Source organism: Kitasatospora sp. MMS16-BH015, assembly GCF_002943525.1.
Lineage (GTDB): Bacteria > Actinomycetota > Actinomycetes > Streptomycetales > Streptomycetaceae > Kitasatospora.
The window spans coordinates 2,086,305-2,100,047 of sequence record NZ_CP025394.1 but is presented as its reverse complement, the minus strand read 5'-3'; the positions used below and the strand labels follow the sequence as shown (position 1 = coordinate 2,100,047).

The window sequence follows — 13,743 nt, the reverse complement described above, 5'->3', positions numbered from 1 at the left end:
CCACGGGGTAAAGCCCACCCACCGGGCCGCCGTCGAAGTCGCCTTCGCCGACGGACCATCGCCAGCCGCTCGCCCAGCGGCCGTAGCGCTCGACGAGCAGCTGGGACATCGCCTCGACCCAGGGCCGGCCCGTGTCGGCCTGCCACTCCCGCCAGGCCGGGCCGTAGTCGCGCGGGACGGGGCAGACCGGCACCCGTTGCGCGGGGCCGAGCGAGCGGACCACTTCGGCGGCAGTCTCCGGGTCGAAGGGGTGCCGGGCGGGGTCGACTTCGTCCCAGGTCAGGGAGGAGGGGAAGAGAAGGTGAACCATCAGGGCGGAGTCTGGCACGGACCGGCGGTGTCCGGGCAAGCGAATTAGTCGAGCCGTGAGTGGCCGGCTCGGGTGAGGCAGAGGCAAGCGGCCAGGGCGAGGGCGGTCATGCTCCACCAGGCGAGGGTGTGGCCGGTGGCGGTGATCAGGAGGCCGAAGCCGAGGGGGCCGAGGGCGCCGCCGATGGAGACGCCCATCTGGGTGTAGGCGGTGGCGGCGGCCTCGTGGCCCGGGTAGGCGGCGGAGGCGGTGTGGTGGAGCAGGCCGGCCCAGCCCCAGCCGCCGCCGAACGCGAGGAGGGTGCCGAGGAGTTGGGCCGGGAGCAGCGGGACGGTGAGCAGGGCGGTGCCCGCCGCGCCGAGCAGGAAGAGCAGCATCAGCAGCCGCAGCGGCCGGGTGGGCGAGCGGTCGACGCGGCGGCCGACCACGATCCGGACCACGGCCGCGAGCACCGAGCCGCCGGAGACCAGCAGGCTGGCCGTCAGGGTGCTGTTGCCGTCGTGGGTGAGCGAGGAGAAGAGGAAGCCGCCGAGGCTGTTGCCGACCGCCGCCCCGCAGGCACCGGCCGCCGCCAGTGCGAACAACTGCCGGTCCAAGGTGAGCCGTTCGGCGGCCTGCCGGGCCCTCGAGCGGGTGCCGCGGGCGGCGGTGAAGGTGAGCAGGTGGCCGCCCTGGGCGGCGCAGAGCAGGCCGGCCACCAGGAACAGCGGACGCCAGCCCGCCGGGACGGCGATCGCGGGCACCGCGAGCGAGTAGAACAGCACCGCCAGCGGGATGGACGCCTGCTTGATGCCGAAGGCCACCCCCTGGACCCGGGGCGCGCAGCGGCGCACCAGTAGGAAGTTGGTGTGCGGCTGGGTGTACCCGTACACCAGCCCGCCGACCACCGCCCCCGCCCAGAGCCCGACCAGCGGCCAGACCGCGGTGACCACCAGCACCGTCGCGGTGGCCAGCAGTGCCACCCCGATCCGCCGCTCGACCACCCCGCCGCCCGCCCCGCGCCGGCTCAGGTACGCCCCGTACGTCGACCCGGTCCAGTACAGCGCGATGATCAGCCCGATGCCGCCCGGCCCGAGGCCCAGATCCCGCTGCAGCAGGTCGCTGACCGCCCCGGGCAGGAAGAGCGGCCCCTTGCTCAGCACGGTGACCAGGGTGACCAGCACCATGGTCGGCACGCCGAGCGCCCCGCCGAGCGCCCCGCCGCCCACGAGTCTCCCGCTGCCCGTCGGCGAGCCGGGCCCCGGCCGGCGGCTCTCGGTCCTGGGCGAGGCCCCGGCGCTCGACATGGCTCCCCCTCGTGGACTGCGCGCGGCGATCGCGCCGATTCCGTTCGACGAGGCGGAACTTACGACACGGCGGAGCGGCACAGGTGCGGTGCGACCTACTCCACCCGGGACTTTCCGGGGTCGGGCCGGGCGGTCAGACGCTCGCCGCCTCCTCCAGCCGGGCGAGCGTCGAGCGCAGCTGCGCGCTCCGGTCGCTCGCCCGGTTGGGGAGCTCGGCCATCGCGGCGCGCAGGATCCGTACCACTGCCAGCGGCACACTGCTCGGCCCGACCACGTCGATCACCGCGTCGACCGCTCGGAACCCCCAGTACTGCGAGAAGGCCAGCGGTTCGGCGGCGGCCGCCGCCGCCAGTGGGAGGAGGAACTCGCCCTCCGGGCAGGCGTACAGCCGGGCGTACGCCGCCAGCCTGGTGCCGCTGTCCGTGGAGTGCAGGGACTCCAGGACATCGAACGGCGAGAGCAGTGGCGTGAGCCGGACCAACTCCGCAGCGATCAGCTCCTGGCGGTAGGTCCGGTCGGCGCTGGACGGAGCCGTTCGACGCAGGCGGGCGAACTCCTCGGTGAGCCGCTGGACTTCGCGTGAGACGTCCTCCGGCGGGGTGTCGTCGCCACTGGTGACCACCAGCGCGGCGCGGGCCTGGCGGTTGGCGGCACCGACGGCCAACTGGGCCTCGGTGGCCCGCTGTTCGGCTTCCGCTACGCGCTCCTGCAGTTGCCGGTACTGGAGCTTGGCGCCGCCGGGCAGCTCGATGCTCTCGAAGAGGCTGCCGAGCCACGGGAGCACCGCGATGGCGGCCAGGACCAGCGTGGCGGCGTCGACCTTCAGGTCGGGTCTGACCATGTGGGCCACGACCAGGCCCACGGCGGCGAGCGAGACCAGGGAGGCCGTCACCCGCTTCCGTCTCTCCTCCGCCGTGCCGCGCCGCCCCGCCGGGTCCGGTTCCACCATGCCTCCAGCATTCCAGAGCGGCGGGCGGAGCAGCGACCGCCCCCGGGGTCAGCGGCCCTTGGCCTCGAAGCGGGTGAACTCGCGGCCGGCCGGGCCGGCTTGGGTGAGGAGGGATTGGCCGACGGCGGTGGTGGGGGCGCCGACGATGGTGCAGAGGTGGCGGAGCAGGTCCTCGGCGCTGGTGCGGGTGCCGTCGGGGGTGGGGTCGTTGCGGAGGGCGGCGAACTCGTCGGGGTCGGCGAGGAGCATCTTCTCGGCGGTCTTGAGGCAGTGCTTGCGCCAGGCGGCCAGGTGGGCGGCGAACTCGGCCGGGTCGCTCGGCGGGGTCCAGTCGTCGGCCCATTCGAACTGGTCGTAGCCGCCGGTGGGGTAGCAGGCGGTGGCGCAGGCGCCGGCCTCGCCGGACTCGATCAGCCAGACGGGGGCCTTGAGTTCGACGGCCAGGCGCCAGGCGGGGTCGAGCCGGCGGCCGTGGGAGATCCGGCCGAACCGGGCCTTGGGCGGGTCGAAGAGGACGGCGCAGCCGGGTGCGGCGGCCGTGCCGGGGTAGAGGTAGCCGCCGAGCTTGGACTGGCCGAGGGCGGTGAGGACGCGGTCGGCGGGGACGGCGGTGATCGCGGCGTAGGTGGGCACGGGAGAGCTCTCTGGGGAGGGGAGTGGGGGTCAGTCGACCGGGCGGAACGCCGAGGCAGGGTAGCGGAGTTCGGCCGGTACGGCGGCGTCGATGGCGCGGACGGCCGGGCCGAGGTCGGCGAACAGGTCGGCGATGGCGGGGACGAGGCAGGTGTTGCGGCCGAAGACCACCCGGCCGGGGCCGTTCATCTCCACGGCGGCTACCTCGGAGTAGGCCACGTGGTGGACGGTGCCGTCCGGCTCCTGGAAGTGCAGGCCGGTGTCGGTGACCACCAGCTTGGTCTTCCGGGCGGCGGAGTATCGCAGCCGCTCGGTCAGCGGCGGGCGGAACACCTGGCCGCCGGAGGGGAGTTCGGTCACACCGCCGGGGCAGTGCTGCTGGGGGAGCGGGGTGCCGTCGAGCTGTCGGAGGTCGAGTTCGACCTCGCAGGGGACGACCACCAGGGCGGTGCCGAGCGCGGCGGCCAGGGCCTGGCGGGCCTGTTCGGGGGTGACGGCGGCCATCGCGGCCAGCCGGGTCGGGGCGTCGAGGTAGCTCTCGCCGAGCAGCGCGTCGGCGGCGGCCTCGCCGAGCTCGTAGGGGATCGAGCGCGGGTCCTCCCAGGCCTCGCGGGCGGCGGCCACCTCCTCGGCCAGCTCCTGCTCGGTCATGCCCTCGCGGGCCAGCCGGAGGGTCTCGGCCCAGAGGAGTTCGGCCACCTTCTGCTCCTGGCCCTCCCGGGCGTCGAGGCAGATGGTGCGCTCGCCCTGGCCGGGGCCGGTGAAGACGACGCCGCCGTCCACCTCGTAGGAGAGGCCGTGCTGGTGCCGGACGGTCTCCCGCAGCCGCTCGGCGAGCACCTTGGTGGCCAGGGCCAGCGCGAAGTCCTCCAGGTCGCCGTGCAGGGCGAGGCCCGGGCCGGGCACCTGCTCCTGGCGCCAGGACGGGCCGTGGTGCAGTACCGGCTGGGTGGCGGTGCGGTCGGGTCGGGTGCCGGCGGGCAGCGGCAGCCGGAGGCCGGCCGGCGGCGGGCCGGTGAGCACCAGGGTGGCGTTCGTCCGGTGGAAGTACCGGGTCACGGTCTCCCGGACGGCCTCCAGCGGGATCCGGTCCGGGCCCGGCCCCCGGTAGGCGGCGAGGCCGGGCCCCTGGGCGCCGTAGCGGTGCGAGAGCAGCTCGGCGGTCTGCGGGTCGGCCACCCGGCCGTCCTCGGCGGCGAGCACGCCCGCCTCCTGGTCGACCCGGCCCAGCGGAAGGTCGCCGAGCGCGGTGCAGACCCGGGTCAGGAAGTCCGCCACCTGCTCGGGGCGGCCGCTGCAGGTGAACTGGGTGAGCGAGAGGTCGACCGAGGCGTTGTGGTCGTGGTGCAGCCGGGGCAGGGTGCTCATCGCGAGGTGCTCGATCAGGTGGGTCACGCCGAGCGTGCGCAGGGTCTCGTCCCGGGCGCCGCAGGCGAAGATCAGGGTGGCTTCGAGCGGGCCCGGCGCATCCGCCCACAGGACGGGCACGCCGTCGATGAGGTCGTGGTTCATCGGGTGATCATATGAGAGTCAAGGAATGGCAAAGTTGATTTACCGGCCCGCCGAATTCCGGTGCGATGTCGATATGGATACGAACCGGATTCGGTGCCCATGCGGACCGGGTCGGTGCCCGCCCGGAGCCGGTCAGCGACCGATCGGGGCCGTGGTGGCGGCGGTGAGGCGGATCAGGTCGGCCGGGGTCAGCGAGACCTCCAGGCCTCGGCGGCCGGCCGAGACGTAGACGGTGGGGTGGGCCAGCGCCGAGGTGTCGAGCACGGTGGGCAGCGGGCGGCGCTGGCCGAGCGGGGAGATGCCGCCGAGCACGTAGCCGGTGGAGCGCTCGGCGGCGGCCGGATCGGCCATCGCGGCCCGCTTGCCGCCGAGCGCGGTGGCCAGCGCCTTGAGGTCGAGCTGGCCGGAGACCGGCACCACGGCCACGGCGAGCCGGGAGTCCACCTCGGCCAGCAGGGTCTTGAACACCCGCTCCGCCGGGATGCCCAGCGCCTCGGCGGCCTCGGTGCCGTAGGAGGCGGCGGCCGGGTCGTGCTCGTAGGCGTGCACGCCGAACTCCACCCCCGCGGCGGTCAGTGCGACGGTGGCCGGGGTGCCCTGGCCGCCGGACTTCTTCTTCGCCATCGGTGCGGGCTCCTGGGGAGGTGGACGGAGTGGACGGGCCGGAGGGGGCGAGCGAGGCGTGGGCGGTGCGGGTGCGGCGCGGTGGCCGAGCCCACGGCCTGGGTGCGACCGGCGGGTCAGTTCGGGCTGAACGGCTGGCGGGTGAGGTCGTAGGCGGGGACGGAGGGCAGCCAGCCCAGGATCGCGGTCTCGTGCCGGAGCAGGTCGAGCTCGGCGGCGAGGCGGGTGGCGGTGTCGGTGGCGGCGAGCAGCTGCTGCTTGACCGGGGTGGGGAGCAGGGCGGCGGCGGCCACCAGGTAGGAGAGCACCTGGGGGTCGACCGGCAGGTCCTGCTCGCCGGCCAGGCTGGATTCGCGGGCCCCGGCCAGCCGCTTCTGGTACGCGCGGAAGGCCCGCTCGACGCCCAGCGCGAGCGCGCCGGCCTCCTCGCCCTGTTTCTCCTCGATCGGCTCGACCTCGCCGATCAGGTACGGGCCGCCGGTGTCCACCGAGCGGAGCCAGAACCGGGTGGTGCCGGTGACCACCAACTTGTACTGGCTGTCCGGGAGTTCCTGCACCGAGGTGACGTCGGCGATGCAGCCGATGTGGTGCAGGGCCTCCAACGGGTCGCCGGTGACGGTGCCGAGCCCGTCCAGCGGGCCGGCCGGCTCCTCGTGCTCGCGGACCGGTGCGACCTCGCGGCCGTCCTTGATGGCCAGTACGCCGAACCGCTGCGGTGCGCCCTCCGGCCGGGCGAGCAGATCGGCGACCATCCGCCGGTAGCGGTCCTCGAAGACGTGCAGGGGCAGCACGAGCCCCGGGTAGAGCACCGTGTTCAGCGGGAAGAGCGGCAGCCGTTCAGTCACGGCGCACAGCTTAGGTGTCCGCGGGCCCGCCGCGCGCCGCGCCGGCGGTGCGGGCCCCGGTGAGCGGCTGCAGCACCGCGCCGGAAGCCCCGCCCGGACCGCAGTCGGCCGCCTCAGCCCCGCTGCAGCAGTCGGCTCGCGCCCGCCACCACGGTGGTGGCCAGCACCCAGCCGGCGATCACCAGGCCGGAGGCCACCCACTGGCCGGCGTCCTGCGGGTTCCACCCGTCCTGACCGAGATTCACCACCGGGATGACTTTGCTCAGGGAGTAGAGGAGCGGGTCCCAGGTCGGCACCTCGTCCGCCTTGAGAGGCGGCGGCTGGTGGCCGCTGAAGTACGCGGCGCCCAGCGCCCAGGCCGCCACCAGCCAGAGCGCCGCGCGCCCCGGGCGGTAGCCGTAGCCCACGGTGGCGTCCTGGAGCCGGCCCCAGATCCGCCCGGGCAGCGGCAGCGTGGAGCGGCGGCGGCGCTGCTTGGCGTAGAGCACCTCGCGGGCGTCCTCGTCCCGGCCGGCCCGCCGCAGGGTGGCGGCCAGCTGCTCGTACGGCTCCGGCTGGTACTCGCCCATCGAGTCGCCGAGCCAGGCGATCCGCTGCGCCACCGAGAACGGCACCTCGGAGCGGAGCGATTCGTAGGTGAAGCCGGTCAGCCCGACCCGGCCGTTGCGCGGCCAGCTCTCGGGGGCGTCGACCAGGTTGCCGATCTGGGCGCGGGAGAAGGAGACCTTGCCCTCGGCCGGCGCCGGGCAGGTGAAGCGCAGCTCGGGCGTCTTGACCCGGCGCAGCGAGAGCTCCTGCCCGGGGGCGAGGTGGAACTCGGCCCGGTTGATCACGCAGGCGGCGTCGAACCGGCCGTCGACCATCCGGACCCCGCCGAAGGCCCGCATCGGGGTGGTGGCGCTGTCGGTGCCGAGGTAGCCGCCGTAGCCGTAGCCGTAGATGGTGCGCGAGGTGGTCCAGCCGCCGTCCAGCGAACCGCCGAGGTAGAGGGTGTTGCCGACCTGCACCCGGGCCAGGTTGAGGCAGTTGCGCTCCTCGCGCGGGGCGGGGGCGTAGAGCTGGGAGCCGCGGAAGGTGAGCCGGCCGCCGATCCGGGCCGAGCGCAGCGCGACCTCGCCGTAGGAGGTGATCCGCTCGGCCTCCAGGTCCTGGTCGACGCTGAGGCCGTCGCCGGCGAAGGCCCGGCCGAAGCTGTCGCTGCCGATGATCATCTGGTTGACCAGCAGGTCGGTGCCGATCCGGGCGTCGGTGAGCCGCACGCCCCAGGGGATCACGCAGCGGGGGAGGTGCAGGTCACCCTCGGTGACCAGTCGGGAGGCCTCGATCCGGGGGATGAAGCAGCTGATCAGCCGCACCGTGCCGGCCCGGGCCTCGGAGATCAGCACCTTGCGTTCGAACCGGCAGTACCGCAGCTCCACGTAGTGCGGGAAGACGCCGCCGGCCAGGTTGAGGTAGCCGGATATGTAGGCGCCGGTGAGCCGGAGCGAGGTGACGCGCCCGGGAGCGGGGGTGGGGCTGGCCAGCAGCAGCCGGGCGATCACCTCGGCCCGGATGGTGCGCTCCTCGGGCCAGTCCGGCCCGGAGGTGATGTCGTCCACCTCGCTGTCGCCGCTGCTTAGGTCGCAGACCTCGCCCCGGCAGAAGGCCTTCCAGAGGCCCTCCTCGGTCGGCGTGAGCCCCTCCGGTGCCTGACTCATGCTGATCTCCCCCCGTGATCCAGCGCTGGTCCCGTGCAGATCCCGCGCTGTCTCGCCTTTCGTATCACGGACTGAAATGCGCGACCCCGTGTTCCGGGCACTCCCTACACTGGGCGGTGTGATCTCTCGAATCGATCTGCGCGGCTCCGCCAACGAGAGCCTGCGCGACGTGCTGCCCCGTGCCGAGTTCGACGTGGAAGCCGCCCTGGAGAAGGTGCGGCCGATCTGCGAGGACGTACGCCATCGCGGGGTCACGGCCTTGATCGAGATCACCGAGCGTTTCGACGGCGTCCGGCTGGAGTCCACCCGGGTGCCCGCCGGGCAGATCGCCGAGGCGCTGGCCGAGCTGGACCCGAAGGTGCGCGCCGCGCTGGAGGAGTCGATCCGCCGGGCCCGGGCCGTCCACGCCGACCAGCGCCGCCAGGGCCACACCACCCAGGTGGTGCCCGGCGGCACGGTGACCCAGCGCTGGGTGCCGGTCGACCGGGTCGGCCTGTACGTGCCGGGCGGCCTCGCGGTCTACCCGTCCTCCGTGGTGATGAACGTGGTGCCCGCCCAGGAGGCCGGGGTCACCGGCATCGCGGTCACCTCGCCGCCGCAGAAGGCCTTCGGCGGCCGGGTGCACCCCGTCGTGCTCGCGGCCTGCGCGCTGCTGGGCGTGGACGAGGTCTACTCCGTCGGCGGCGCCCAGGCGGTGGCGATGTTCGCGCTGGGCACCGAGGAGTGCGAGCCGGTCAACCTGGTCACCGGGCCGGGCAACATCTACGTGGCGGCGGCCAAGCGGCTGTTCGCCGGGCGGATCGGCATCGACTCCGAGGCCGGCCCGACCGAGATCATGGTGCTCGCGGACGACACGGCCGAGGCCGTGGAGGTGGCCGCCGACCTGATCAGCCAGGCCGAGCACGGCCCGACCTCCGGCTCGGTGCTGGTCACCGACTCGCCCCAGCTGGCGGAGGCGGTGGAGGCCGAGCTCAAGGAGCAGGTGGCCCGCACCAAGCACAGCGAGCGCGTCGCCGAGGCGCTCGGCGGGCCGCAGTCCGGCATCATCCTGGTCGACGACCTGGCCCAGGGCCTGCGGGTGGCCAACGCCTACGCCGCCGAGCACCTGGAGATCCAGACCCGGGACGCCCACGCCGTGGCCGCCCAGGTCCGCAACGCGGGCGCGATCTTCATCGGCCGCTACACCCCGGTCTCGCTGGGCGACTACGCGGCCGGCTCCAACCACGTGCTGCCGACCGGGGGTTGTGCCTGCCACTCCTCCGGCCTCTCGGTGCAGACCTTCCTGCGCGGGGTCCAGGTCGTGGAGTACGACCGCGCCGCGCTCGCGGAGATCGCCGCCCACGTGGTCGACCTCTCCACCGCCGAGGACCTGCCCGGCCACGGTGACGCGATCAAGGCGCGATTCGACTGGACGGTTCCGCAGTGACGAAAATCGACGACCTGCCGATCCGGGACGAGCTGCGCGGCCAGTCTCCTTACGGCGCACCGCAGTTGGACGTGCCCGTCCAGCTCAACACCAACGAGAACCCCTACCCGCTGCCCGAGCCGCTGGTGGCCCGGATCGCCGAGCGGGTGGCGGAGGCGGCGCGCGGCCTCAACCGCTACCCGGATCGGGACGCGGTCGAGCTGCGCGAGGGCCTGGCCGCGTACCTGACCCGGACCACCGGCTTCGCCCGGACCCGCGAGCAGGTCTGGGCCGCCAACGGCTCCAACGAGGTGCTCCAGCAGCTGCTGCAGACCTTCGGCGGGCCCGGCCGCAGCGCGCTCGGCTTCGAGCCCTCGTACTCGATGCACGCGCTCATCTCCCGTGGCACCGGCACGAACTGGATCTCGGGCCCGCGCAACGAGGACTTCACCATCGACCTCGATGCGGCCGTCGCGGCGATCGCCGAGCACCGGCCGAACGTGGTATTCGTCTGCTCGCCGAACAACCCGACCGGCACGGCGGTCGACGCCGAGACGGTGCTCGCGCTCTACGAGGCCGCCCAGGCCGCCGGGCCGAGCGTGGTGATCGTGGACGAGGCGTACGTGGAGTTCTCCCACCGCGCCTCGCTGCTGCCGCTGCTGGCAGGCCGCCCCAACCTGGTGGTCAGCCGCACCATGTCCAAGGCCTTCGGCGCGGCCGGGTTGCGGCTCGGCTACCTGGCGGCGGACGCGGCCGTGGTGGACGCGGTGCAGCTGGTCCGGCTGCCGTACCACCTGTCGGCCGTCACCCAGGCCACCGCGCTGGCCTGCCTGGAGCACACCGACACCCTGCTCGGCTACGTCGAGCGGCTGAAGTCCGAGCGCGACCGGCTGGTCGGCGCCCTCAAGGACCTCGGGCTCGAAGTCACCGACTCCGACGCCAACTTCATCCAGTTCGGCCGCTTCGCCGACACCCACGCCGTCTGGCGGGCCATCCTCGACCGGGGTGTGCTCGTCCGCGACAACGGCGTGCCCGGCTGGCTGCGCGTCACCGCCGGGACTCCCGCCGAGAACGACGCCTTCCTCGAAGCCGTCGCCACAGTGATCAAGGAGCAGTAACCCGTATGTCCCGCATCGGACGCGTTGAGCGCACCACCAAGGAGACCTCGGTCCTGGTCGAGATCGACCTCGACGGCACCGGCAAGACCGATATCTCCACGGGCGTCGGGTTCTACGACCACATGCTCGACCAGCTCGGCCGGCACGGCCTCTTCGACCTCACCGTGAAGACCGACGGCGACCTGCACATCGACACCCACCACACCATCGAGGACACCGCCCTCGCGCTGGGCGCCGCCTTCAAGCAGGCGCTCGGCGACAAGGTGGGCATCTTCCGGTTCGGCAACTGCACCGTGCCGCTGGACGAGTCGCTGGCCCAGGTCACCGTCGACCTCTCCGGCCGCCCGTACCTGGTGCACACCGAGCCCGAGGGCATGGCGCCGATGATCGGTGCCTACGACACCACCATGACCCGGCACATACTGGAGTCCTTCGTGGCCCAGGCGCAGATCGCCCTGCACGTTCACGTACCGTACGGTCGCAATGCGCACCACATCGTCGAGTGCCAGTTCAAGGCCCTCGCGCGTGCTCTGCGCTACGCCGCCGAGCGCGACCCGCGCGCGGCTGGCATCCTCCCCTCGACCAAGGGCGCACTGTGAGCAAAGCCGCAACCCTGCTGATCATCGTCGGCCTCTTCCTGGCCGGCGGCGTGTACTCGTTCTGGCGGCAGAAGCAGTCGAAGAGCGTGATCGCCGTGCTGGCGATCGGTGCCGCGCTCTGCCTCGCCTCCGGCATCATGCGGCTTTAGGAGCTACGAACCACATGGCCAAGAACGTCGTCGTCTTCGACTACGGCTCCGGCAACCTCCGCTCCGCCCAGCGTGCCGTCGAGCGCACCGGCGCGAACGTCACCGTCACCTCCGACTTCCAGACCGCGCTGGCGGCCGACGGCCTGCTGGTGCCCGGGGTCGGGGCCTTCGAGGCCTGCATGCGCGGGCTCAAGGAGGCGCGCGGTGACGTGATCATCGGCCGCCGCCTCTCCGGCGGGCGGCCGGTGCTCGGCATCTGCGTCGGCATGCAGATCCTCTTCGAGCGCGGGGTCGAGCACGGGGTGGAGACGGCCGGCTGCGACGAGTGGCCCGGCACGGTCGAGCCGCTGGACGCCCCGGTCGTGCCGCACATGGGCTGGAACACCGTGAACGTGCCCGAGGGCAGCCGGATGTTCGCCGGGCTGAGCGCCGACACCCGGTACTACTTCGTGCACTCCTACGGGGTGCGGCAGTGGGAGCTGGCGGTCACCAACGAGAACATCGCGGCGCCGCTGGTGAGTTGGACCACCCATGGGCAGCCCTTCGTGGCCGCCGTGGAGAACGGGCCGCTCTGGGCCACCCAGTTCCACCCCGAGAAGTCCGGCGACGCCGGCGCCGCCCTGCTGACCAACTGGGTCAACACCCTCTGAACCGGGAGAGTCACCCCCGCATGTCCCGCCTCGAACTCCTCCCCGCCGTCGACGTCCGTGACGGCCAGGCCGTCCGCCTGACCAAGGGCGCCTCCGGCTCCGAGACCTCCTTCGGCGCCCCGCTGGACGCCGCCCTGGCCTGGCAGCAGGCCGGCGCCGAGTGGCTGCACCTGGTCGACCTGGACGCCGCCTTCGGCACCGGCGACAACCACGCGATCATCCGCGAGGTCACCGGCGCGCTCGACATCAAGGTCGAGCTCTCCGGCGGCATCCGCGACGACGCCTCGCTGGCCGCCGCGCTGGCCACCGGCTGCACCCGGGTCAACCTGGGCACCGCCGCGCTGGAGCAGCCGGAGTGGGTGGCCAAGGTGATCGCCGAGCACGGCGACAAGATCGCGGTCGGCCTGGACGTGATCGGCACCACCCTGCGCGGCCGCGGCTGGACCAGCGAGGGCGGCGACCTCTACGAGGTGCTGGCCCGCCTGGACGCCGAGGGCTGCGCCCGCTACGTGGTCACCGACGTGGACCGCGACGGCACCCTGACCGGCCCCAACCTCCAGCTGCTGCGCAACGTCTGCGCCGCCACCGACCGCCCGGTGGTCGCCTCCGGCGGGGTCTCCTCGCTGGACGACCTGCGGGCGATCGCCACCCTGGTGCCGGAAGGTGTCGAGGGCGCCATTGTGGGCAAGGCCCTCTACGAGCGGAAGTTCTCCCTCGAAGAGGCTTTGGAGGCCGCGTCATGACGGAGCGTCAGATCGTGCGCGGCAGGCTGACCACCGGCTCCCCCTGGGAGGAGGAGTTCGGCTACGCCCGCGCGGTGGCGGCCGGGGACTACGTCCACGTGGCGGGCACCACCGCCTGGGCGCAGGGCCAGGTCCAGCACGAGGGCGACCCGTACCGGCAGGCGCTGGCCGCCTTCCGGCTCGGCCTGGACGCCCTCGCCGCGTACGGTCTGACGGTGGACGACGTGGTCCGCACCCGGATGTACCTCACCCACGTCCGGGACGCCGAGGAGGTCGGCCGGGCGCACCGGGAGCTCTTCGTCGAGGCCCGCCCGGTCTCCACCATGGTGGTGGTCGAGGGCCTGATCGACTCCCGGATGCTGGTCGAGATCGAGCTCGACGCCCACCGCGTCGGGCTCGCCGAAGCGCTGAAAACCCCCGAAGGCCTGGAAGGCAGAACCGCATGACCCTCGCCGTACGTGTCATCCCGTGCCTGGACGTGGACGCCGGGCGCGTCGTCAAGGGGGTCAACTTCCAGAACCTGCGGGACGCGGGCGACCCGGTGGAGCTGGCCAAGCTCTACGACGCCCAGGGCGCCGACGAACTCACCTTCCTTGACATCACCGCCTCCTCGGGCGACCGGGAGACCACCCTGGACGTGGTGCGCCGCACCGCCGAGCAGGTCTTCATCCCGCTCACCGTCGGCGGCGGCGTCCGCTCGGTCGAGGACGTCAACCGGCTGCTGCGGGCCGGGGCCGACAAGGTCGGCGTCAACACCGCCGCGATCGCCCGGCCCGAGCTGATCCGCGAGATCGCGGAGCGGTTCGGCCGCCAGGTGCTGGTGCTCTCGGTGGACGCCCGTCGCTGCCCGGAGGGCACCGAGACCGCCTCCGGCTTCGAGGTCACCACCCACGGCGGCCGCCAGGGCACCGGTCTGGACGCGATCGAGTGGGCCGCGCGCGCCGCCGAGTTGGGCGCGGGCGAGATCCTGCTCAACTCGATGGACGCCGACGGCACCAAGGACGGCTACGACCTGGAGATGATCGCCGCCGCCCGCAAGGCCGTCTCCGTCCCGGTGATCGCCTCCGGCGGCGCCGGCAAGCTCGCCGACTTCGCCCCGGCCGTGGCGGCCGGGGCGGACGCCGTGCTGGCCGCCAGCGTCTTCCACTTCGGCGACCTGACCATCGGCCAGGTCAAGGGCGCGCTCCGCGAGGCCGGTCAGCCGGTCCGCTGACCGCCGCGCC

The 13,743-nt window shown here is 73.3% G+C and carries 15 protein-coding genes; 8 read left to right on the top strand and 7 right to left on the bottom strand.

Annotated features, from left to right (window positions below; all coding sequences use genetic code 11):
• Nucleotides 1-354: 354 nt before the first annotated feature.
• The 7 genes from CFP65_RS09010 to CFP65_RS08980 all read right to left on the bottom strand — a co-directional run bounded on the left by CFP65_RS09010 (nt 355) and on the right by CFP65_RS08980 (nt 7,856).
• Complete coding sequence (locus CFP65_RS09010) at nt 355-1,596, bottom strand: MFS transporter (RefSeq protein ID WP_104815617.1); 1,242 nt, start codon at nt 1,594-1,596, stop codon at nt 355-357.
• A gap of 133 nt (nt 1,597-1,729) precedes the next feature.
• On the bottom strand, nt 1,730-2,545 hold the full coding sequence (locus CFP65_RS09005; RefSeq protein ID WP_104815616.1) for a hypothetical protein: 816 nt from the start codon (nt 2,543-2,545) through the stop codon (nt 1,730-1,732).
• Nucleotides 2,546-2,593: 48 nt separating this feature from the next.
• The gene (locus tag CFP65_RS09000; protein WP_104815615.1) at nt 2,594-3,178 is read right to left on the bottom strand and encodes a hypothetical protein; all 585 of its coding nucleotides are present in this window, start codon (nt 3,176-3,178) and stop codon (nt 2,594-2,596) included.
• Nucleotides 3,179-3,208: 30 nt separating this feature from the next.
• The gene (locus CFP65_RS08995) at nt 3,209-4,690 is read right to left on the bottom strand and encodes an insulinase family protein (protein WP_104815614.1); all 1,482 of its coding nucleotides are present in this window, start codon (nt 4,688-4,690) and stop codon (nt 3,209-3,211) included.
• A 132-nt stretch (nt 4,691-4,822) separates the two neighbouring features.
• A complete protein-coding gene (gene ybaK, locus CFP65_RS08990; protein ID WP_104815613.1) occupies nt 4,823-5,314 on the bottom strand; it encodes a Cys-tRNA(Pro) deacylase in 492 nt (163 codons plus the stop codon).
• 116 nt (nt 5,315-5,430) lie between these two features.
• On the bottom strand, nt 5,431-6,159 hold the full coding sequence (locus tag CFP65_RS08985; protein ID WP_104815612.1) for an LON peptidase substrate-binding domain-containing protein: 729 nt from the start codon (nt 6,157-6,159) through the stop codon (nt 5,431-5,433).
• 113 nt (nt 6,160-6,272) lie between these two features.
• Nucleotides 6,273-7,856, bottom strand: a complete 1,584-nt coding sequence (locus CFP65_RS08980; RefSeq protein ID WP_104815611.1) for an oxidoreductase — start codon at nt 7,854-7,856, stop codon at nt 6,273-6,275.
• 118 nt (nt 7,857-7,974) lie between these two features.
• Between CFP65_RS08980 and hisD the strand changes: the two genes are divergently transcribed.
• The 8 genes from hisD to hisF are packed head-to-tail and all read left to right on the top strand — an operon-like array spanning nt 7,975 to nt 13,733.
• Nucleotides 7,975-9,282: a histidinol dehydrogenase gene (gene hisD / locus CFP65_RS08975; RefSeq protein WP_104820733.1), complete on the top strand. Its 1,308-nt coding sequence runs from the start codon at nt 7,975-7,977 to the stop codon at nt 9,280-9,282.
• Nucleotides 9,279-10,379, top strand: a complete 1,101-nt coding sequence (locus CFP65_RS08970; RefSeq protein WP_104815610.1) for a histidinol-phosphate transaminase — start codon at nt 9,279-9,281, stop codon at nt 10,377-10,379. The genes hisD and CFP65_RS08970 overlap by 4 nt, the downstream gene beginning before the upstream one ends.
• A gap of 5 nt (nt 10,380-10,384) precedes the next feature.
• On the top strand, nt 10,385-10,978 hold the full coding sequence (gene hisB / locus CFP65_RS08965) for an imidazoleglycerol-phosphate dehydratase HisB (RefSeq protein ID WP_104815609.1): 594 nt from the start codon (nt 10,385-10,387) through the stop codon (nt 10,976-10,978).
• Entirely contained in the window at nt 10,975-11,127 is a 153-nt protein-coding gene (locus tag CFP65_RS39660; RefSeq protein ID WP_168219581.1) for a hypothetical protein, read from the top strand. Before hisB ends, CFP65_RS39660 begins: the two co-directional genes overlap by 4 nt.
• A gap of 14 nt (nt 11,128-11,141) precedes the next feature.
• Entirely contained in the window at nt 11,142-11,777 is a 636-nt protein-coding gene (hisH, locus tag CFP65_RS08960; protein ID WP_104815608.1) for an imidazole glycerol phosphate synthase subunit HisH, read from the top strand.
• 20 nt (nt 11,778-11,797) lie between these two features.
• Nucleotides 11,798-12,520, top strand: coding sequence for a bifunctional 1-(5-phosphoribosyl)-5-((5-phosphoribosylamino)methylideneamino)imidazole-4-carboxamide isomerase/phosphoribosylanthranilate isomerase PriA (gene priA / locus CFP65_RS08955; protein ID WP_104815607.1), 723 nt, complete (start codon nt 11,798-11,800; stop codon nt 12,518-12,520).
• Nucleotides 12,517-12,966, top strand: coding sequence for a RidA family protein (locus tag CFP65_RS08950; protein ID WP_104815606.1), 450 nt, complete (start codon nt 12,517-12,519; stop codon nt 12,964-12,966). Before priA ends, CFP65_RS08950 begins: the two co-directional genes overlap by 4 nt.
• Nucleotides 12,963-13,733, top strand: a complete 771-nt coding sequence (hisF, locus tag CFP65_RS08945) for an imidazole glycerol phosphate synthase subunit HisF (protein WP_104815605.1) — start codon at nt 12,963-12,965, stop codon at nt 13,731-13,733. Before CFP65_RS08950 ends, hisF begins: the two co-directional genes overlap by 4 nt.
• Nucleotides 13,734-13,743 lie beyond the last annotated feature (10 nt).

Bases quoted from the DNA above. Each gene is read 5' to 3' on its own strand.
- CFP65_RS09010 (WP_104815617.1), bottom strand. From the start codon at position 1,596: ATGTCGAGCGCCGGGGCCTCGCCCAGGACCGAGAGCCGCCGGCCGGGG.
- CFP65_RS09005 (WP_104815616.1), bottom strand. From the start codon at position 2,545: ATGGTGGAACCGGACCCGGCGGGGCGGCGCGGCACGGCGGAGGAGAGA.
- CFP65_RS08995 (WP_104815614.1), bottom strand. From the start codon at position 4,690: ATGAACCACGACCTCATCGACGGCGTGCCCGTCCTGTGGGCGGATGCG.
- ybaK (WP_104815613.1), bottom strand. From the start codon at position 5,314: ATGGCGAAGAAGAAGTCCGGCGGCCAGGGCACCCCGGCCACCGTCGCA.
- CFP65_RS08980 (WP_104815611.1), bottom strand. From the start codon at position 7,856: ATGAGTCAGGCACCGGAGGGGCTCACGCCGACCGAGGAGGGCCTCTGG.
- hisB (WP_104815609.1), top strand. From the start codon at position 10,385: ATGTCCCGCATCGGACGCGTTGAGCGCACCACCAAGGAGACCTCGGTC.
- hisH (WP_104815608.1), top strand. From the start codon at position 11,142: ATGGCCAAGAACGTCGTCGTCTTCGACTACGGCTCCGGCAACCTCCGC.
- priA (WP_104815607.1), top strand. From the start codon at position 11,798: ATGTCCCGCCTCGAACTCCTCCCCGCCGTCGACGTCCGTGACGGCCAG.
- CFP65_RS08950 (WP_104815606.1), top strand. From the start codon at position 12,517: ATGACGGAGCGTCAGATCGTGCGCGGCAGGCTGACCACCGGCTCCCCC.
- hisF (WP_104815605.1), top strand. From the start codon at position 12,963: ATGACCCTCGCCGTACGTGTCATCCCGTGCCTGGACGTGGACGCCGGG.